Annotated in this window: 19 protein-coding genes; 14 read left to right on the top strand and 5 right to left on the bottom strand. The window is 60.0% G+C overall.

Going from position 1 to position 19500, the window contains the following annotated elements; genetic code table 11:
- Positions 1-15: 15 nt before the first annotated feature.
- The gene (locus CCANI_RS08885) at positions 16-1359 is read right to left on the bottom strand and encodes a hypothetical protein (RefSeq protein WP_146323538.1); all 1344 of its coding nucleotides are present in this window, start codon (positions 1357-1359) and stop codon (positions 16-18) included.
- Between the two features lie 84 nt (positions 1360-1443).
- Here CCANI_RS08885 and CCANI_RS08880 point away from each other — a divergent pair, with 84 nt between their 5' ends.
- Both CCANI_RS08880 and CCANI_RS08875 read left to right on the top strand, forming a co-directional pair.
- Positions 1444-1944 (top strand): transposase, encoded by a 501-nt coding sequence (locus CCANI_RS08880; RefSeq protein ID WP_146325764.1) that lies wholly within the window; start codon positions 1444-1446, stop codon positions 1942-1944.
- Positions 1944-3032, top strand: coding sequence for a DDE-type integrase/transposase/recombinase (locus CCANI_RS08875; protein WP_290210955.1), 1089 nt, complete (start codon positions 1944-1946; stop codon positions 3030-3032). The genes CCANI_RS08880 and CCANI_RS08875 overlap by 1 nt, the downstream gene beginning before the upstream one ends.
- A gap of 682 nt (positions 3033-3714) precedes the next feature.
- On the opposite strand, the gene CCANI_RS08870 is transcribed toward CCANI_RS08875, so the two are convergent.
- On the bottom strand, positions 3715-4119 hold the full coding sequence (locus tag CCANI_RS08870; RefSeq protein ID WP_146325443.1) for a hypothetical protein: 405 nt from the start codon (positions 4117-4119) through the stop codon (positions 3715-3717).
- 256 nt (positions 4120-4375) lie between these two features.
- Between CCANI_RS08870 and CCANI_RS08865 the strand changes: the two genes are divergently transcribed.
- Positions 4376-6664 (top strand): Tex family protein, encoded by a 2289-nt coding sequence (locus CCANI_RS08865; protein ID WP_146325442.1) that lies wholly within the window; start codon positions 4376-4378, stop codon positions 6662-6664.
- Here CCANI_RS08865 and CCANI_RS08860 read toward each other — a convergent pair.
- On the bottom strand, positions 6661-7743 hold the full coding sequence (locus CCANI_RS08860) for a GTP-binding protein (protein WP_146325441.1): 1083 nt from the start codon (positions 7741-7743) through the stop codon (positions 6661-6663). The two genes, CCANI_RS08865 and CCANI_RS08860, sit on opposite strands and share 4 nt — an antisense overlap.
- A 72-nt stretch (positions 7744-7815) precedes the next feature.
- Here CCANI_RS08860 and CCANI_RS08855 point away from each other — a divergent pair, with 72 nt between their 5' ends.
- Positions 7816-8565 carry an aldose epimerase family protein gene (locus tag CCANI_RS08855; RefSeq protein ID WP_146325440.1) on the top strand — a complete coding sequence of 250 codons (750 nt, stop codon included), beginning with the start codon at positions 7816-7818 and terminating at the stop codon, positions 8563-8565.
- A 3-nt stretch (positions 8566-8568) separates the two neighbouring features.
- Here the strand turns inward: CCANI_RS08855 and CCANI_RS08850 are convergent, their stop codons facing one another.
- Positions 8569-8868 carry a hypothetical protein gene (locus CCANI_RS08850; protein ID WP_146325439.1) on the bottom strand — a complete coding sequence of 100 codons (300 nt, stop codon included), beginning with the start codon at positions 8866-8868 and terminating at the stop codon, positions 8569-8571.
- A 1041-nt stretch (positions 8869-9909) separates the two neighbouring features.
- On the opposite strand from CCANI_RS08850, the gene rplS reads away from it, so the two are divergent.
- The 8 genes from rplS to CCANI_RS08810 all read left to right on the top strand — a co-directional run bounded on the left by rplS (position 9910) and on the right by CCANI_RS08810 (position 16445).
- Entirely contained in the window at positions 9910-10251 is a 342-nt protein-coding gene (gene rplS / locus CCANI_RS08845; protein WP_146325438.1) for a 50S ribosomal protein L19, read from the top strand.
- A gap of 218 nt (positions 10252-10469) precedes the next feature.
- Positions 10470-11132: a signal peptidase I gene (gene lepB, locus CCANI_RS08840; protein ID WP_146325437.1), complete on the top strand. Its 663-nt coding sequence runs from the start codon at positions 10470-10472 to the stop codon at positions 11130-11132.
- A gap of 4 nt (positions 11133-11136) precedes the next feature.
- Complete coding sequence (locus CCANI_RS08835; protein WP_146325436.1) at positions 11137-11781, top strand: ribonuclease HII; 645 nt, start codon at positions 11137-11139, stop codon at positions 11779-11781.
- Between the two features lie 27 nt (positions 11782-11808).
- Complete coding sequence (locus tag CCANI_RS08830) at positions 11809-12114, top strand: DUF2469 domain-containing protein (RefSeq protein ID WP_146325435.1); 306 nt, start codon at positions 11809-11811, stop codon at positions 12112-12114.
- 201 nt (positions 12115-12315) lie between these two features.
- Positions 12316-12684, top strand: coding sequence for a YraN family protein (locus CCANI_RS08825; RefSeq protein ID WP_146325434.1), 369 nt, complete (start codon positions 12316-12318; stop codon positions 12682-12684).
- Positions 12671-14164: a YifB family Mg chelatase-like AAA ATPase gene (locus CCANI_RS08820; protein WP_146325433.1), complete on the top strand. Its 1494-nt coding sequence runs from the start codon at positions 12671-12673 to the stop codon at positions 14162-14164. The genes CCANI_RS08825 and CCANI_RS08820 overlap by 14 nt, the downstream gene beginning before the upstream one ends.
- Positions 14161-15336 (top strand): DNA-processing protein DprA, encoded by a 1176-nt coding sequence (dprA, locus tag CCANI_RS08815; protein ID WP_146325432.1) that lies wholly within the window; start codon positions 14161-14163, stop codon positions 15334-15336. Before CCANI_RS08820 ends, dprA begins: the two co-directional genes overlap by 4 nt.
- Positions 15337-15521: 185 nt before the next feature.
- On the top strand, positions 15522-16445 hold the full coding sequence (locus tag CCANI_RS08810) for a tyrosine recombinase XerC (RefSeq protein WP_146325431.1): 924 nt from the start codon (positions 15522-15524) through the stop codon (positions 16443-16445).
- On the opposite strand, the gene CCANI_RS08805 is transcribed toward CCANI_RS08810, so the two are convergent.
- Positions 16442-16894, bottom strand: a complete 453-nt coding sequence (locus CCANI_RS08805) for a M23 family metallopeptidase (protein ID WP_146325430.1) — start codon at positions 16892-16894, stop codon at positions 16442-16444. The genes CCANI_RS08810 and CCANI_RS08805 overlap by 4 nt on opposite strands.
- Positions 16895-17228: 334 nt before the next feature.
- Here CCANI_RS08805 and rpsB point away from each other — a divergent pair, with 334 nt between their 5' ends.
- Together rpsB and tsf are read left to right on the top strand one after the other, a co-directional pair.
- Positions 17229-18026, top strand: a complete 798-nt coding sequence (gene rpsB, locus CCANI_RS08800) for a 30S ribosomal protein S2 (RefSeq protein ID WP_146325429.1) — start codon at positions 17229-17231, stop codon at positions 18024-18026.
- 116 nt (positions 18027-18142) lie between these two features.
- A complete protein-coding gene (gene tsf, locus CCANI_RS08795) occupies positions 18143-18973 on the top strand; it encodes a translation elongation factor Ts (protein ID WP_146325428.1) in 831 nt (276 codons plus the stop codon).
- The last annotated feature ends 527 nt before the right edge of the window (positions 18974-19500 follow it).

The raw sequence follows: 19500 nt of genomic DNA, 5'->3' as shown, positions 1-19500 counted from the left end.
CAGCCGCCGGGTGAGCTACGTGCCGGACGGCAAGAAGATAACGAGTTTTTCAAAGCCCCCAGTTTTTATGGATTTCTTCGTTTGGGCCAGCAGCCCGTTGATCACCGTGATCTCATCGTCGCCGGTGTCCTCGATATCGAGCACGCTGGCGCGCGTATCGGTGTCGTAGATGGTAAACACGTCGTTGTTTTTATTGGCCGAATTGTCCAGCTTTAACAGCACAAGTTTGCCGTTTTTGCTGCTGGAAAGCACCTTATCGGCGGCGGAAATGCTAAACACAATGTCCGGCCCGCCAACGTGCGCGTAGCTGGAATCCTCCGGGTTGTGGGACGGCACGCGCACCAGGTTGATCTCCCCATCGGCGGTGACGATTCCGCCGGCGTGGAAGCCCATCGCCTCGATCACATGGGACGGGTACGCCAAGGTCTCCGTGTTGCTGCCGCCCTCCTCCGACGTACGCGGGAAAAAGGCGGTGCCGACCCAATTTTGCGAGGTTCCCTTTTCCTTGCCGTCCACGCCGAAGATCTTGTTCGGCTCCGGGGCGGGCATCGCCTCCGATTTGTTGACGGAAACGTGGGAGGTAAAGGCGGCCGTGGTCGGGTTGTTATCCGCCTTGTATTCCGGAGATTTTTCCATCCAGCCGTCGCTGGTCAGCGCGATTTCCGCCGCGGTTTCCCGGGTGCCAATCTCGTGCCCATCGGCCGTGCTTAACGTGCGGATCTTCGTGCCTTCCTCCGAATCCGCATCCGGGGTTTGGCACACGATGGTGCGGCCGCGGTCGATCACATTGCACTGCTCGGTGGGCGCGAGCTCCTGGCTCCAGCGCACGCGATTCCCAGACAGGGTATATAGCTGATTGCCCGAGGTTTCCCCTTCCTTCTTGGCAGTTACCTGCACGATATCCGCCTGCTGCTGGGAACCCAAGAGCCGCGCCTCGGCGGCCCCAGCGCCGTCGGTGGGCGCGGGGAAGTCGGACATCTTTTTGCCGTTGAGCACATTGATGCCGTGGATCGAGCCTTCCTCATCGTTAAAGCAATACACCAGGTTATTGATGGAAACATTCGAGCACCCAGCTGCCGCGATCTCGAGGCGGCGCTGCTTGGTGCCTATATCGAAGACCTGCAATAGCGACTTTGCATCAACGCTGCCGTCCTCCTGGTAGCGCATGTTTACCGCCAGCACGGAGCTGCCGCGGTCGGTGCCCAGAAACGATCCACCTTCGCCCTCGATCTCAAATGGCTGCGCGCCGGATTGATACCCATTGCTTAGGAAAAAGCTGGTGCTGGTCGGGGTGGCCCGCAGCTTTCTGGTGCCGCCATCGTAAGACTGTGAATCGCGCCCAAGAATAACCAAATACATCGTGAAACGTACCTTGCCATTGAAGATGTGAACTTTCGGAAGCTTCCCCGTGATGGTCATGGGGATGAGGAAGGAAGGTTCAAGATGTCTGTACAGATCCCTCCGGTAGATCCGGACCGGACGTTTACTGCGGAGCAGCGCCGGGAGATCGTGTTGGCCCATGCGGAGACCAAGCATGGTCTGAAGGGAGAGTTCCTCCGGGCGGCCGGGGTGACGCCGAGGCAGTTGTATTTGTGGCGGCGGCAGCTTGCGGCGGGCACGCTCGACATCGGGTTAACACCGCGAGAAAATATTCCTATGAGTGATGAAAATATCGTGGAGTTTTCTCGGCTGACACAGCGCAATCAGGAGTTGGAGGCGCTTAACGCCGAGCTGGGGGCGGAGCGTGCGAAGCTGGAGACCGAGCGCGCGAAGTGGGAGACTGCGCGCGCGAAGTGGGAAACACGTCACGCCAAATTGGAGGCGCGGATCGCTGAATTGGAAAAGGTGGTTGCGGATAAGGATGCTGCCACCACTGCGCATGCCAAGGCGGTGGAGGCGATGGGAAAAGCTATCGCCGCCATGCAAAAATATACCGATCGTTGATGCGTGGTGGCCGGAAACTTTCCCCAGAGCAGCAAGCCGATTTCGATGAGTTCGTTAAGCTTGAAGACCATATTTTAGAGTTGCTTGCGGCGGCTGGCTATACCCAAAACGCGGCGTTGAAGCTGCTTGGGCTTGCGAAAACAACCCTGTATTACCGGCGGCATCCGCGGCCGAAGAAACCACCACAACACCCAAAGGCCGCGCCGCCGAAAACGATTAGCGCCCCGGAGCGTCAACGTATCGCCGCATTGCTTCGCGACGGTCGTGAGCAGGGATTATCGGTCTATAAAATCTTTTTCAGCCATGTCGATTCCGAGGAGCCCTTGCTCGGCTCATTGCGGACGTTTTACCGCGTGAACAATGAAATCAAAACGGTGCCAGMMCCGCTGCGCCACGGCGCGCCACGGGCGCCGCAACCACCACGAATAGTGACCGCGACACGGCCCGGCGAAGTCCTGTGCTGGGATATCACCTGGCTCCCCGGATCCTTTATGACCAAGGGATTTCACCTCTACACCGTGCTGGACTTGCACTCCCGTAAAATCGTCGGCCACACCGTACAACTGCGCCAAGACAAACACATCGCCACCGACCTCATCGCCCAAGTCATCGCCGCCGAGCAGCTCAACCACGCCAAGGTCCGAGTCCTGCACACCGACAACGGTGCTGTCATGACCTCCACCCAAATGCGCCAAATGCTCGACGCCAACGGCGTAGAACTCTCACTCATCCGCCCCGGAGTATCCAACGACAACCCTTTCGAAGAATCCTCCCACCGCACACTCAAACACCACCGCTACGCCTTAACCAGCTACCCCAATATCAAGGCCGCCGCCAACACCATGGCCTCCATCATCGACGCCTACAACAACCACGACCCACACAGCGGCCTCGCCGGATTCACCCCACAACAGGTCTACACCGGCGAATGGAAACCACTACTCAAACACCGCAAAGCAAAGGAAGAAATCTACTACAACACCTACCCCCAACGACGCCCACCACGATCCATGTTCCAACCACCACCAGCCACCGTCGGCATCAAAATCGGAACACCACCACCAACCCCACAAAACCAAGTACAATAAAACCAAGAACAATCAAAGAAGTTCACAACTCAATGGCACGCGGCGAAAAACGCCAATAACATCAGTATCGCAAACAGAATCTTGGCTGTGTAAACGGCGATCGAGTCTTTCGTATCCTTCACTTGGGGCATTATTTGCAACTCCGTACAGCAGTGTTCAGTGCTAGGTTCTCGAATTGAGTAAAACTGGTTGTTTCAGTATTTGTTAAAACAGGTGAAAGGCAATAACGATGGAACATAAGGCGCCCGGATATGCCGCCATTACACGGCATTTAGGGTGCGGTGGGCGAAATTCAACCCCTCCGAGTTGTCTGGTGCAAAACCTATCTGACCTGTATGGATCGCGCCGGTTTCGGTCTCCAAGTCCACCTCATGGAGCGGTGATCTATCACTGGGTTCCAGCGTAGCAGCAATGACAACATGTTTCCCTAGAAGTTTTGTTCCCCTGATATCAAGATGGTGAATAATCGAAACAATGTAGCAGTTTAGTCACCGCCAGATAACAAAATAGAAACTGGTCCCCGAACCATCAATTCATCGTGCGGAAGTAAACGCGCGTGAATATTCGCCATAATGCACTTCGGCCGTATTAGGTCGGCACCGCCGCGTCCCGCGCACCAAACGCCGGGCCAAATAAAATGGGGTCCCCTTATTGAGGGAGTTCCGCCGACCCCTACCAAGGTTCACACCGTGGCGTCGAGGTAGGCGTTGAACAGCAGATATGGCCCCACGGTCAGCGAGCAGCACCACAGCACAAGCACGAGTGCCGTCACCATCATGGACCAGAGGAACCAGGTTTGGTCCCGTGGATTCGCCACTATGGTCCGCCGAATGCAAAAGCACTTGACCATGCACCAGGCGGCCGGCATCGGCGTAATTGTGTACAGCAGAATAAGCAGCCACGTCACAAAAAGGTTCGGGGAGCCGCCGAAGATTGTCGCGCCCAGCCACGCGCCGCTACGCAGCGTGGAGCCCGGTGCCAGCACGGAGGCAAAGTACAGCATCGGAAGGCACGCCAGCACCCAGGTGATGTAGTTGATGAGTGTGATGGTTCGCCGCGTGGATTGCGTCACTTCAGCGTGCGCCATCCTTCCTCTTGCAGAAGTGAGTGGGGAGGTAAAGCCCAATAAACCCGTATCAGGTAGGGCTAAGGTTGCCCCGTAAGCTTTCACATTAACCCCGGTAGCAGGAAAGCTGCAAGTGTTTTCCGTGTGCTCGCGTATGGTTTTTCCGCCATTCGAACGTGATTGCGTCCGGCGTGGGGTCCGCCCGGCGGAGGCTGAAGTCGGATCGGCGGGGTGAGCGGTGGCCGACGCTGCCGGGGTGCGGGCTAGAATCGGCGGAATGATTATTTCCACGCTCGCCCGTGAACTCGGGGTTGCCGAGGCCCAGGTTGCCGCTACCGTTGCACTGCTCGATGAGGGAAACACTGTGCCATTTATCGCCCGCTACCGTAAGGAGATTACCGGCGGGCTTGATGATTCCCAATTGCGGCAGCTGGAGGAGCGCCTCGCCTACCTGCGCGAATTAGAGGAGCGTAAGGGCGCGGTGTTGGCGGCGATCGCGGAGCAGGGCAAGCTCAGCGAGGAGCTGCGCGCGCAGATCCTGGCGTGTGAGACCAAGGCCCGCGTGGAGGATTTGTACCTGCCGTTTAAAAAGCGACGCCGCACCAAGGCAGACGCCGCGCGTGAGGCCGGAATCGAACCTTTGTTGGACGCGCTTCTCGACGCCCCGACCGCCGACCCGCACGTTATCGCCGCCGATTACGTCACCAAAGGTTTCACCGATACGAAGGCGGTTTTGGAGGGCGCCCGCGCCATTCTGGCTGATCGTTGCGCCACCAACGCGGACCTTGTCGGCACCGTCCGCGAACGCATGTTTGAAAACGGCGCTATGTTGGCCACCGTCGTCGCGGGCATGGAAACCGCCGGCGCAAAATTCAAAGATTATTTCGATTTCGCCGAGGATTTTACCTCGTTGCCTTCGCACCGCATCCTCGCATTATTCCGCGGCGAGAAGGAAGGAATCCTGCACTTAAACCTGGACGCCGGGGACGATGCGCCGTATATGGGCATGATCGCTGAAGCGGAGGGCGTCGATACGCACGCTTCGCCCTGGCTTGCTGACGCAGTGCGCTGGACCTGGGCCACAAAGCTCGCCGTTTCTTCTGCATTGGATGTTCGAATGCGCCTAAAGGAAAAGGCGGAGGCGGGGGCGCTGGAAGTCTTTGCCACGAACCTGCGGGACGTGTTGCTCGCGGCCCCGGCAGGTCAACGCGCCGTGCTGGGCCTTGATCCGGGGTACCGCAACGGCGTGAAATGCGCGGTGGTGGACCCCACGGGCAAGGTGCTGGATACCTGCATCGTCTACCCGCACAAGCCGCAAGCGCGCTGGTCAGACGCGGTGTCCGTGTTGGCTACGGCATGCGCCACGCACGGGGTGGAACTATTGGCCGTGGGCAATGGGACGGCCTCGCGGGAGACGGAAAAACTCGCCGGTGAGGTCGCGGACCTTATCGCAAAAGCGGGAGGAAAACGGCCGACCCCGGTTGTGGTTTCGGAATCCGGTGCGTCCGTATATTCGGCATCCTCGGTGGCCGCCGCGGAGTTCCCCACGATGGACGTTTCCCTGCGCGGCGCGGTGTCGATCGCCCGCCGCCTCCAGGACCCGCTCGCCGAGCTGGTGAAGATCGACCCGAAGTCCATCGGCGTGGGCCAATATCAGCACGACGTGAACCAGACCGCGCTGGCGCGCACCCTCGACGGCGTGGTGGAAGATGCGGTAAATGCCGTGGGCGTAGACCTTAATTCCGCATCTGCGCCGCTGCTCACGCGGGTCGCCGGGGTAACCGGGACCATTGCGGAAAACATCGTGGCATACCGCGATGAGCACGGCGCTTTTGCCTCGCGTTCCGAACTGAAAAAGGTGGCGCGTCTAGGGCCCAAGGCCTTCCAGCAATGCGCCGGTTTCCTGCGGATCCGCGGCGGCAAGGATCCCCTGGACGCTTCCGCAGTGCACCCCGAGGCGTACCCGGTGGTGCGGATGATGGCCAAGCGCACCGGCCTTGGCGTATCCGAACTGATTGGCAATACTCGGGTGTTGGCGGGGCTGAAACCCGCAGAGTTTGCCGACGATACGTTCGGTATCCCGACCGTCACCGATATCATTTCCGAGCTGGATAAACCCGGCCGCGACCCGCGCCCCGAATTCCGAACCGCCACCTTTAAGGAAGGTGTGGAAACCATTTCGGATCTGGCGCCCGGCATGATTCTGGAGGGCACCGTCACTAATGTTGCCGCCTTCGGCGCCTTCGTGGACGTCGGCGTGCACCAGGATGGTTTGGTACACGTGTCCGCCATGTCGGACCGCTACGTTTCGGACCCGCATTCGGTGGTGCGTTCCGGGCAGGTGGTCAAGGTCAAGGTGATGGAAGTGGATGTGCCCCGCAAACGCATCAGCCTTTCGCTGCGGCTGAGCGATGAGCCCGCCGCGCCTGCCGATCGCAAACGTAACGATGCTGGTCAGCGCCCGCGCGCGGGGCGCGGGCAGCAGCCGGGGCGCAGAGACGCATCGCGCCGGGAATCGGGTGGCTCGATGGCGGACGCGCTACGCAAGGCGGGGTTTGGTCGCTAGGATGGCAGCAGCGCCGCAGCCTCGGCGTCTGTGACAACCGCCTGTTCGAATGATCGGAGGAGCGCGGGCGCATCGAGGTCGATTCCGATAAGCACCACCTCACTGCGCGGAGTTGCGGTGCCCCACGTGCCTACCGGTTCGATGCTTAGATTGGGGCCGGCCTGCTGCCATGAAAACACCAGGTTGAGCCTAGTGTCTAGCCAACAATAACCCTTGGAGCGTACGAGACCGCGGCTGCCGCGCAGCGCGGTAAGCAGACGGTCCTTATTGAACGGACGTTCGGCGCGAAAAACGACGGAGGAAATGCCGTATTCTTCCGTTTCGGGGTCGTGCGGGGTGGCCAATTCCTCCGCGAATCGTTGCTGGGCGTCGGCGTCCGGATCGTATAGCCCGGCGTCGAGCACAGTGGCGATATCGATCTCGCCATTGGTAACCGGGACCACGCGGGCGCGGGGATTCATGGCGCGCACGGTTTCGATGACCTGCCGCCCGCCGTCGGGGGAAAGGTCGGTTTTGGTTATTAGGATAAGGTCGGCAAATTCCACTTGATCGACAAGGAGTTCGGATACCGTGCGGTCGTCCTCGGGGGTGGCTTGGCTATCGGTTTCCGCAAGCGTGCGGCCGCCGCGCAGCATGGGCAGGAACGTGGCGGCGTCGACGAGGGTTACCATTGTGTCGATGCGAGCTAGGTCCGCCAATCGAAAGCCATCCTCAAACTCCCATTCGAAGGTCGCGGCGACGGGCAGGGGTTCGGAAATCCCGGTGGATTCGATCACGATCTGATCGTATTTTCCGGAGCGCGCGAGGCTGGCCACGCTTTCAATCAGATCTTCGCGCAGCGTGCAGCAGATGCAACCGTTCGAAAGTTCGATGAATCGGTCTTCGCCGCGGGTGAGGTGCCCTTCTTCGGCGATAAGCGCGGCGTCGATATTCACCTCGGAAAAGTCATTGACAATCACGGCGATTTTGCGGCGTTCTCGGTTGGCCAGCAGGTGGTTGAGCAGGGTGGTTTTGCCGCTGCCGAGGAAGCCGCTCAGCACGGTGACCGGTACAGGTGTTCGGGGTGAGGGATACAACATGCGCTTAATGGTAACAATTTTCGTTAAAGCTTGTGGGTGCGCGGCGCGCCCGAGAAGCGGACAATAGAGCACATGACTCAAACAGCACTCATCCCACACGGCGCCCATTTGGCGCTTGCAGACACCAACCATGGCCCCCTGTTTTGGCTCAGCCCCTCCGCACAACTCAGCGGTCCGAAACCCATCCGCGGCGGCGTACCCATTATCGGCCCCTGGTTTGCCGACCTCACTGGCCAAACCCCCGGGCACGGCTGGGCGCGCGTTTCCACCTGGGAGCTCGCGGCGGACGGCACCGAAGCGCGAATCGAACACGATGACTGGGAGCTCGCCGTCGCGCTCAATGTGCGGCCCGACGGGATCAAACTTGCGTACTGTGCCACGAACCACGCGACCTCCCCACGCCGCGTGCAGCTAGCTTTCCACCCGTATTTCCTTGTCGACGACGTGCGTAACATCACCGTCGCAGGGCTCGACGGCACCCAGCTTTACGATCGCGCCGCCGAAGTTTTCGAAGAGCAAGTGGGCCCTTTGACGGTGAGCGGCGAATTCGACCGTATTATCGCAACCGATCGCACGCAGGTGACCATCCAAGACCCCGGATTAGGCCGCAGCATCAGCATCGAAGCCTCCGGTACCGACGCCTTTGTGGTGTGGAATCCCGGCGAAACGCTCGGCACTAGCATGCCCGAAGTGGGGGAGCAGTGGCCACGTTTCGTGTGCGTGGAACCCGCCCTGCTGGGCGCCGGGCTGCAGGGCGAATTACTCACGCCAGGTGAACGGCGATGCATCACCATGGAAGTAACCGTGGCGGCGCTGCCGTAACAATCACACCGCAGAAACACTTTCGCCGTGTAAACCCCGCTTTTTGGTGAGCCTAGTGAGCACGGTGCGGGTAGCGAAAACGCCGACGACCGCTAGCACCAATCCGAGGTTAAGCCCAGCCGACAACGGGGTATCAGTCACCGCTGCATTGATTCGAGCGAAAAGAAATAGTCCAATCAGAATAAGCAGCGGCACTTCCAAAAACTTGACCACCTTTATCGGTGTGGAACCATGCGCCTCGGCCGGGATCGCCTTCAACTCACTTCGAACGCTGAATACGGTATACAGTGCAAAACCTGCCACGATAAGTGTTGAAATCACATTGAGCCTTTCAAGGTTGAGGGTGCTGAGCAGGGGAAGGCTTCCGCACGGTGGAACTCCTTAGAACCAAAAAACTGAACTACTGATATGTTACAGAAACATGTTTACCTAGACGGGGCTAGGTAGAAGACTTACCCCCATGAACAGATAGGCCGCTAAAAGGTATGCACTATAAGCGCTGTTAGAGCGGCGGGATCGTGGGGCTAGAGGGTGTTGGCCAAGCCGGTTCAGTTGAGGTCAATGCAGGGTGGGGTGGCAAGAAATTTTACCGGCGTAAGCAAAGTTACTTTGGCCAAAACGTGGGGAATAGTTGAACGCATGAAGGTTGTTTGTATACTCCTTCAGACGGCAGCTAAGGTTGACGCAATATTTGGGGTTTATTCACGGGGTTTATTTGGGTGAATAAGAATCTCGCCCGCATTATGGCGCGCTGCCACACAAAATGAATCTTTTTGGTGGTGGGTTGCAGCGTTGCCGGGTTTAAAGGCGTGAACTAGGTCGCCGTCAGCCGTTTGATCAATCCACCCGCTGCAAAAACGTCTCCTAATCATCCCCGCTGCACATCCGCTGTCAGTGGCGTGCAGATGTGCCTGAGGCAGATCCTGCGTGGCCGCGTTTCCCCAGGATGATCCGGTCCGAAAGCAAGGCAGATCCTGCGCGGCGAGGCAGATCGTACATGGGCGTTTGGTGCAGAGTCCGGCGGTGCACTCCGGCCGAACACAACCGATGTCGTTTCCAGTGTTTTCCAACCGGCCGTGCTCCGATGGCGCGCACCAACGGCTCGGACCGGCGCAGTTTTTTCGGGCGTTCTTGGTCGCCCAAACAACCACCGTGAATAAACCCCTTGGGGCGTGTTGGTAGTTTTCAGGGTGTTTTGCTTTTCGGGGGTGGCCTAGGGCATACTGGCTCAGTTGTCATCTATGTATGGCGGCAAGAATGTACCGAGCATGAACCGGCCGAGCGCCCAGTGTGGGAAGTGCCGCTAGGTTCCTCTGTTCTATAACAAGACAAGGTTGTTTCCTTATGAATATTCTCGACAAAGTCGATGCCGCGCAACTGCGCGATGATATCCCGGATTTCCGTCCCGGTGACACCGTAAACGTGCACGTGAAGGTTATCGAAGGTGATAAGTCCCGTGTGCAGGTGTTCAAGGGTGTTGTGATCCGCCGTCAGAATGGTGGTATCCGGGAAACCTTCACCGTGCGTAAGATCTCCTTCGGTATTGGTGTGGAGCGTACCTTCCCGGTTCACTCTCCTAACATTGATCGGATCGAAGTTGTTACCCGTGGTAAGGTTCGCCGCGCGAAGCTGTACTACTTGCGTAACCTGCGCGGTAAGGCCGCCAAGATCAAGGAACGTCGTTAATCAACGCACGCGCCTTTACCCCTCAACTATCGCCCTTTGCGGGGCGGATGTTGAGGGGTTTTTCGTGTCTCACTTAGGAAGCGAAGATGGTATCGTAGACCCCCGTGACCGATCAGAATTCAGCAGAGTCGCCCTCAGGTTCCCGCCCTCGCAAATTGTTTAGAACCAAGGACGAAGATAAAGAGCCTGCACCGTGGTATATCGAAATACCGGTGGTTATGCTCATCACTTTTGCTTTGCTTTTTGTGCTCCATACGTTTATTGGTCGGTTGTATCTCATCCCCAGCCAGTCCATGGAGCCAACCTTGCACGGCTGCCCGGGTTGTAGTGGTGACCGCATTTGGGTGGATAAAATCACCTACAAGTTCAGCGATCCGGAGCCGGGCGACGTCGTCGTGTTTGTGGGTACTGAGTCGTGGAATAACAACTTCACTTCGCAGCGTTCAAACAACACCGTGATTCGTGGTTTGGAAAACCTCGGTTCGTACATTGGTTTGGTAGCCCCCGATGAGAACACGTTGGTCAAGCGTGTGGTGGCCACCGGCGGGCAAACCATTTCCTGCCAGGCGGGCGATGAGGGCATTAAGGTGGACGGTAAGGTGATCGACTCGTCTTACACTCTGCAGCCCCCAGCTCATGCCGTTGATCCGCGTAATGGTTCGGAGGCGTGCGGCGGGCCGTTCTTTGGGCCGATCACCGTCCCAGCCGATCATTTGTTCATGATGGGCGATAATCGCACCAATTCTGCGGACTCCCGTTACCATCTCGGCGATGAGTACCAGGGCACCATTCCGGAGGCGAACGTTGTGGGGAAAGTACAGGCGATTCTCCTGCCGTTGAGCCGGATCGGTGGGGTGAGCGACCCCGATATTCAGCAATAGCGCTGTGCGCCGCCTCAAGCACTTGCGCACTTTTGAGGTTGCGCTGTCTAAGCAGGGCTTGGGGCCCGTCGCGGGTGTCGACGAAGCTGGTCGAGGCGCCTGCGCCGGCCCCATTACCATCGCCGCGTGCATCCTGCCCGAGCGTCCGATCGCGGAGCTCGCCACCCTCACCGATTCGAAACAGCTTTCGGCCACGCAGCGGGCTCGTTTGGCGCCGCTGATTCAGCGCTTCGCCAGCGCCTGGAGCGTCCTGCATATTTCCGCACAGGATATCGACGCCGCGGGCATCCAACACGCCAACGTTTCCGGCATGCGGCGCGCCATCGCGCTTCTCGACGTCCAGCCGGGCTATGTGCTCACCGATGCGTTGCGGGTGTCCGGCCTCCCGTGCCCTTCCTTGCCGGTGATTGGTGGCGATGGTTCGGCCCGCTGTATTGCCGCTGCGAGTGTGTTGGCGAAACATGCCCGCGACGTGCTGATGGATCAGTTGGATGTGGATTATCCTGAATATGGTTTTGCTTCCCATAAGGGGTATGGCACACGTGTGCATATGGACGCGGTGCGCCTCCACGGGGGCAGTCCGATGCACCGCTACAGTTATGCGAACGTAGCCGCCGCGCATCAGGCGTGGCTCGGGTCTAACTCATGAGTTCTTAAGGTTTGGAAGGTGGATGCGATGAGCGCTGAAGATCTCGACAACTACGAGGCGGAGGTTGAACTCTCGCTCTACCGCGAATACCGCGACGTTGTCAGCCAATTCTCCTATGTGGTGGAAACCGAACGCAGGTTCTATTTGGCGAATGCGGTGGAGCTCATTCCCCATAGCACCGGCGGCGATGTCTACTACGAGGTTCGCATGTCCGATGCCTGGGTTTGGGACATGTACCGAGCCGCCCGTTTTGTGCGTTATGTTCGAGTGATTACCTACAAGGATGTCAATATCGAGGAGCTGGATAAGCCGGAGATGATCATCCCCGATTAGTACGCGCCGTAAACCTTCCATGGTGCGGCGGTAGTCGGGGCGTCGTCAAGCGTTTTTCGGGGTGGTCTGTCGCGGCCTGTGGATAACTTGCAACTATCCACAGGCGCGCCGTGGGTGTGGGGGAAAACGCTGTACATCGCTGATTTATGGGGGTTAGGTGGAAGTCATATCAACGTTTCTACCTAGCAAAGGGAATCCAGCATGGGGTCACGCAACGTGGCGGTGGGCAGGGCGGGCGAGCGCGCCGCCGCCGAATATTTCGCGCAGTGCGGATACAGAATCCTCGCTCAAAACGTGCGCAATCGGTGCGGCGAAATCGATTTGATCGTCGTCGCGGCCGATGGCTCACTGGTGATCGTCGAAGTGAAAACACGTTCGAATCGGGCGTATGGTGCCGCGGAAGCTGTTACCCCGCGCAAACTCGCCAGCATGCGGAAAGCCGCCGCCCGGTGGCTGCTGGATTCGACGGACTTCTACGCCGCAGTGCGCTTTGACGTCCTAGTGGTGCTGCGCACGCCTGTCGGCGTGAAGTTCGAACATTATATGGGGGTGGAACATGGCGCTTGGTGAGGCCTATTCGGCAATGGTCACGGGCGTGCAAGCCAATCTCGTAACAGTGGAAACCACGGTCGGGCCGGGGCTGCCCGGAATGCACATAGTGGGGCTTGCAGACGCCGCCATTGGGGAGTCACGCGAACGAATCCGCGCGGCGATGAATCATTCCAATGTGCCGTGGCCCAAGACCAAGATTGTGGTGAGTTTGTCTCCGGCGGGGTTGCGGAAATCTGGATCCCATTTCGATCTAGCCATCGCATTGTCCGTGGTGGCGGCGGATTTACCCGACCCCGAGGTGCATGCCCGGTTGCGCGGCACCTTGTTCTTTGGCGAACTGGGCCTTGATGGACGGCTGCGCGCAGTGGAAGGCCTGTTGCCGGTTTTGCTGGCGGCTCGCAGCCACGACGGCATACACACGGTGATCGTGCCGGAGGGCAACGCTGCCGAGGCATCGCTGGTGGATAGCCCGCGCGTGCTCGTGGCCCCGAGCCTTGCCGCCGCGTTCGCTTGGTTGCAAGGCATTGGGGAGCTCGAACGCGCTAGCGCAAATCCGGCTGAGGCGTCGGTTGTCCGCCCGCCCGATATGGCAGATGTTGCGGGGCAATCCGAGGCGAAATACGCGGTAGAGGTCGCGGCGGCGGGTGGCCACCATATGTTGATGCTGGGCCCGCCGGGATCCGGAAAATCCATGTTGGCGGCGCGTTTGCCGGGCCTGCTGCCGCCCCTTGATATCAACCAAACGATCGAAGCCACGGCGGTGCATTCCGTGGCTGGCCGAGCGGTGTCGTTGCCGATTCATACCGCACCGTTTGTGGCTCCCCATCACAGCGTGACGCGCGCGGCATTGCTCGGCGGCGGTTCCGGCAGGCCGAAACCTGGCGCGGTGAGCCTGGCTCATCACGGGGTCCTGTTTCTCGACGAAGTGAGCGAAATCCCGGCGGCGATCCTCGACTGCCTGCGCACACCGTTGGAGGAGGGCACGGTGCGGCTGGTGCGGTCCCGCCGCGACGTCACGTTTCCCGCCAAGTTTCAGCTGGTTATGGCCGCGAATCCGTGCCCCTGCGGCGCCGAGGAGCCAAGTAAATGTCGATGCGCCTCGCGTGCGCGAGTGCGATATTTAAACAACCTTTCGGGACCATTGCGGGATCGCCTCGATATCTTTGTGCGAACGCAGGCTTGCGGTGCGGTGTTGCGTGATGACGCCGAGCCTTCCGCAGCCATCGCCGAGCGCGTGGCGGAGGCACGGGTGCGGGCCATGGCCAGGTTTGGCTGCGTCAATGGCCGGATGAGCCCCCACACGATTCGGCGGGGCTATCCGGCAGACGATGCGGCCATGGCGCTGCTGGCCGCGCATCTAGCGGCCGGGGATATCAGCCAACGCGGGGTGGATCGGGCGCTCAAGGTGGCGTGGACGTTGTGCGATCTTGACGGCGCTGCCCGGCCAAATCTTGACCATATAGCACGTGCATTGGATCTCAGGGAGGGATTGGTATGAACCGACAACAAGCGTGGGCGTATCTTTCGCGGGTGGTGGAAGGCCCTAGCCGCAACCTGCAGGTGTTGCTGAAACAAGGCCACGATGCGGAGCGCATCGCCTACGCCATCCGGAAACGGGAGAATTGGATTGGTCCGCTGCTGCAGGAGACTGCGGCGCGCCACGATTGGGATCGCGCGGCCCAGGATCTTGCCGAGTGCGCGGCGTTGGGTGGCCGCATGATCACCCCGGATGATGATGAATGGCCCCACGAACGCCTCGATCAATCGTTCGGTTTTGCCGAAACCGGTCGAAGCGAACACTTGCGCAGCTACCAGGCGGATGCGGTGCCGCCGCATGTGCTTTGGGTGCGTGGCAAACCACTCGCCGGCATGGTGGAACGTTCCGTGGCGCTGGTGGGTACGCGGGCGATATCCCGGTACGGGATGGAAGCGACCAAACTTTTGGTTAGGGGACTCAGCCAACATCAGTGGTGCGTGGTTTCGGGCGGCGCGCTGGGCGTCGATACGATCGTGCATGAGACGGCTTTGGCGCACGGTGGGACGACGGTGGTGTTGCAAGCGTGCGGGCTGGATCGCACCTACCCGGCCAGGAACAAACGTTTGATTGATGAGATCGCCGAGCGGGGTGCGGTGGTCACGGAATATCCGCCGGGCACCCCACCCGCACGGCATCGTTTTCTTACCCGGAACCGGCTGGTGGCGGCGCTCACGCAGGGCACCGTGATCGTGGAGGCGGCGTGGCGTTCCGGCGCGCTGAACACCTTGAGCTGGGCGGAAGGCTTGGGCAGGGTGGCCATGGCGGTGCCCGGGCCGATCACCGGCGCGGGGTCGCTGGGCTGTCATGAGCGGATCCGCACCGGTCGGGCGCAGCTGGTTACGAGCGCGGACGAGGTGCGTGGGCTTTTGGAGGCAATCGGCGTGTTGGATGTTGGCGCGCAATACGAAATCCAGTTTGCGGGCGATCAGATCGCCGGTTTGAGCCGAACGGAGTTACGTCTTTATGATGCCCTGGGTGCCGTGCCCGAGGAAACTGCCGTAGTTGCTCAACGGGCGGGGTTGCCGCTGACGCTGACGGTTCATGTGCTGCTTGACCTGGCAAAACGCGATCTTGTGCAGCGCGTTGGCCCCGGTTGGCGGCGGGCCGAGGAGCCTGCATTGGGGTGTGCTTGAGGGGTGGTTTTCGGCGCTAGCGATAATACTTTTGAGGTAACCCTTGCCAAATCAAACAAATCAATCTAAAGTTGGACAGGCAAGCCTAAGTAGCAGTGTATAGGGTTCGGGCTGGTTCCTTATACGCTTGCCGAAGGGCCTCCCATCCGCAATGGTGGGGGCTCGGGACGCTAGGGTTATGCATTATGGGTGAGTCAGACGAGAAGGCGGTGCGGTCGGAAACGACGGCACCGCCTTCCGCAATCTATGAAGCAGTCAATGATTATTTGGATCATGCGATGCTTGTCGAGGGGAAATCGCCCGCGACCATCCGCGGTTACCGCAGCGACCTGCAGAATCTCGTGGCAGACATGGTTGGTTGGGAAGACGTGACGCTCAGCGCATTGCGCGCGTGGTTGGCGGCGGCCGTCGAGCAAGGCAAGTCCCGGGCGACCATCGCGCGCCGCACCGCAGCCGTACGTGCGTTCTGTGCTTGGGCGCTTCGTCAGGGGTATCTGCAGACCAATCCCGCGGCTCGGCTGGTGTCCCCGCGTACGGTTCGTAGCCTGCCGCGCGTGTTAGAGGCTTTCGACGCCGCGGAGTTGGTGGAGCAGCCCCTCGCCGGCAATGGAACCGAACGGGTGCGCGATCGGGCGATGCTGGAAATGTTGTACGCCACCGGGATCCGGGTGGCGGAATTGGTCGGGCTCGATCCGGAGGATGTGGACCTGCAGCGCGGCACCGCGCGCGTGTTGGGTAAGGGCAATAAGGAACGCATGGTGCCGTTCGGGCGGCCCGCCAGCGAAGCCTTGCAACGCTGGCTCCAAGTCCGGCACGAACTCGCAAATGATGGCGAATCCGCCCTGTTTGTGGGGGTGCGAGGCAAACGCATCAACCAGCGGCAGGTGCGCCGGGTGGTGGAGCGCGCGGCGTCGACAATCGGCGCCCGGGGGGTGACGCCTCACGGGTTACGCCATGCTGCGGCCACACATTTGCTCGATGGTGGTGCGGATCTGCGGGTGGTGCAGGAAGTGCTTGGGCACTCCTCCTTGCAGACGACGCAGATATACACGCACGTGAGTGTGGATCGGCTAACCAAGGCGTATCGGCAGGCGCACCCCCGCGCTTAGACGGGTTTTAGGCGGATCGTGGGGCGATCAAGCAGACTCAATGGGTTGATATAGGCGTCCTTGCCCGTGCGCGCGCCCCAATGCAGGCCGGGGTCATTCGCGGTTGTCGCGCCGAGGATGCCGATCACGGCACCTTCGGAAACCTGTTCGCCTTGGGTGACCCACGCATGGACCGGCTGGTAGGTGGTGCGGATGCCGTCGGCATGATCGATAGACACCACGGGGGTGCCCGCGACCGTACCTGCGAACGCCACCACACCGTCCTCGGAAGCGAATATCTGTGCGCCTGGCTGAGCGGGCAGGTCGACGCCGCGGTGGCCCGCCAACCACGGCTTTGCGGGCGGATCGAAACCCCGCCACACCTCGGACGCGTGCCGCTGACCGGTGGCCGGATTCACGTAGCCGAGCAGGAAGGGAACAAGGAGCAAAGGGTACAGTGTCTTGCGCATACCTTGAGCTTCGGACGCTCGGTGGCTATCGCGCTAGGGTTTGAGGCAGTGCGTGCTGGCGAGCCTGTGGATAATGGGGCGGGAGGGGATGGTGCGCTCGCGCTGTGGAAAGAATTTCCGAGCGCGTTTGATTCCGCGCGGAACCAGTGAGTAGAATTTAACGCCAGCAGTGTGCCCGGCACGCTGACTACGCGCGCCTTTACACAAAAACGCAAGGTGGCACGGTCCCTAGAAATGTTCGAAGGGCGTCGCCTGCGGAAAAGGCGCTAGGGCGCAGGATAAAACCTGCGTGTTTTTATCGAACCGAAACTCTAATAGCAGAAAGGGAGCACCCATGGCAGTAGTAACCATGCGCGAGCTTCTCGACGCTGGCGTCCACTTCGGACACCAGACCCGCCGCTGGAACCCGAAGATGAAGCGTTTCATCTTCACTGATCGCAACGGCATTTACATCATCGACTTGCAGCAGACCCTGACCTACATCGACGAGGCGTTCGAGTTTGTCAAGGAGACCGTGGCGCACGGCGGCACCATTCTGTTCGTGGGCACCAAGAAGCAGGCCCAGGAAGCTGTTGCCACCGAGGCGGAGCGCGTGGGCATGCCGTACGTGAACCACCGCTGGTTGGGCGGTATGCTCACCAACTTCCAGACCGTGTCCAAGCGCTTGCACCGCATGAAGGAATTGCAGGCCATGGACGCTGCGGAAAACGGATACGATGGCCGCACCAAGAAGGAAATCCTCATGCTGACCCGCGAGCGCACCAAGCTGGAGCGCGTGCTGGGCGGCATTGCGGAGATGAGCAAGGTGCCTTCCGCGCTGTGGATCGTTGATACCAACAAGGAGCACATCGCGGTTTCTGAGGCCCACAAGCTGAACATTCCGGTGGTGGCGATCCTGGACACCAACTGTGATCCGGACGTTGTGCAGTACCCGATCCCGGGCAACGATGACGCTATTCGTTCCACCGCGCTGCTTTCCCGCGTGATCTCCACCGCCGTGGAGGAAGGCCGCAAGGCGCGCGCCGAGCGTGAGCTCGCTGCCGCCAAGGAAGCCGCTGGCGACGCCGAGAAGGTTGAGGTCGCCGCAAAGGTTGAGGCTACCGCTGAGGTTGCCGAACAGGCTGCCGAATAATTCACTGATCGTAGAGTGAACAGATGCAAACCCTCACGCCCACAGCCGGCCGTGGGGGTTTGCTGAGCTATAACCGAGTTTAACTTTCCTAACAACCCAAGGAGGATCGCCCTAGCATGGCGAACTACACCGCTGCAGACGTCAAGAAGCTCCGCGAAATCACCGGGTCCGGCATGATGGACTGCAAGAAGGCCCTCGCAGAAACCGACGGCGACTTCGATAAGGCTATCGAAATTCTGCGTATCAAGGGCGCCAAGGACGTGGGCAAGCGCGCCGAGCGCACCGCCGCTGAAGGCCTTATCGCCGTTTCCGGCAACACCATCGTGGAGATCAACTCCGAGACCGACTTCGTGGCCAAGAACGCCGAGTTCAAGGAATTCGCCGCCAAGATCGCCGATGCCGCAGCCGCCGTCAAGGCCAATACCGTCGAGGCGCTGCACGCCGCCGAGGTGGAAGGCAAGGCCGCTATCGAGGCCATCCAGGAACTTTCCGCCAAGATCGGCGAAAAGCTGGAGCTTCGTCGCGCCGCCACCCTCGAAGGCGATAACTTGGCCGTGTACCTGCACCACCGCGCTTCCGATCTGCCTCCGGGCGTTGGCGTGCTGGTCACCTACGAAGGCGAAGGCGAAGCCGCCGAGCAGGCTGCCCACGCTGCCGCCATGCAGGTTGCTGCCATGAAGGCTCAGTACCTGAACCGCGAAGACATTCCGGCGGAGGTCGTTGAAAAAGAGCGCGCCACCCAGGAGAAGATCACCCGCGAAGAGGGCAAGCCCGAAGCTGCAATCGCAAAGATTGTCGAAGGCCGCATGAATGGCTTCTACAAGGACGTGTGCCTCAACGAGCAGGTTTCCGTCGCGGATAGCAAGAAGACCGTCAAGCAGGTCATGGACGAAGCTGGCGTTACCCTCACCGGTTTCGTGCGCTTCGAGGTGGGTCAGCACAACTAAGCAAACCACCAGCACCGATAACACACCCCAACGGGAACTATCCCGGTGGGGTGTTTTTCGTAGATTTTGAGTGAATAAGAACCTTGCCCGTGTGTGCAGATGTGCCTGAGGCAGATCCTGCGTGGCAAGGCAGATCGTACATGGCCGTCAGGTGTGTTGTGTGCAGCCGTTGACCTGCGATCGTCCGGAATTTCTTCCTTGGGTGCCTCAACGAAGAATGGAAGGACGAGCTGCGGGGTTTTTGGGCCAGATTCGTCCGGAATTTCTTCGTGAGACCCCCGAATGAAGAATAGAAAGACCAGCCCCAGGTCGGCGGTTGCGCACAACCCATCGGCAACCTAGGCGGTGACACACAACCCACTGCCGCTGGGGTGACTTGGGGCCGAAATCGGCCGCCGAGCTACGCGCTCAGGCAGATTCGACATGCTGGTTGTCGAGTAGTGGCGTAGTGTCCGCACGCCCTTGGCGGCTGAGCGCCCCTCAGGATATGACGTGCGAAAGGTAAGAAAGTGCGGTGCGGTAGGATG

This window comes from Corynebacterium canis, from assembly GCF_030408595.1.
Taxonomy (GTDB): Bacteria; Actinomycetota; Actinomycetes; order Mycobacteriales; family Mycobacteriaceae; genus Corynebacterium; species Corynebacterium canis.
Note: the sequence above shows the minus strand (reverse complement) of the source record. Positions and strands in the feature narration are given on the sequence as shown.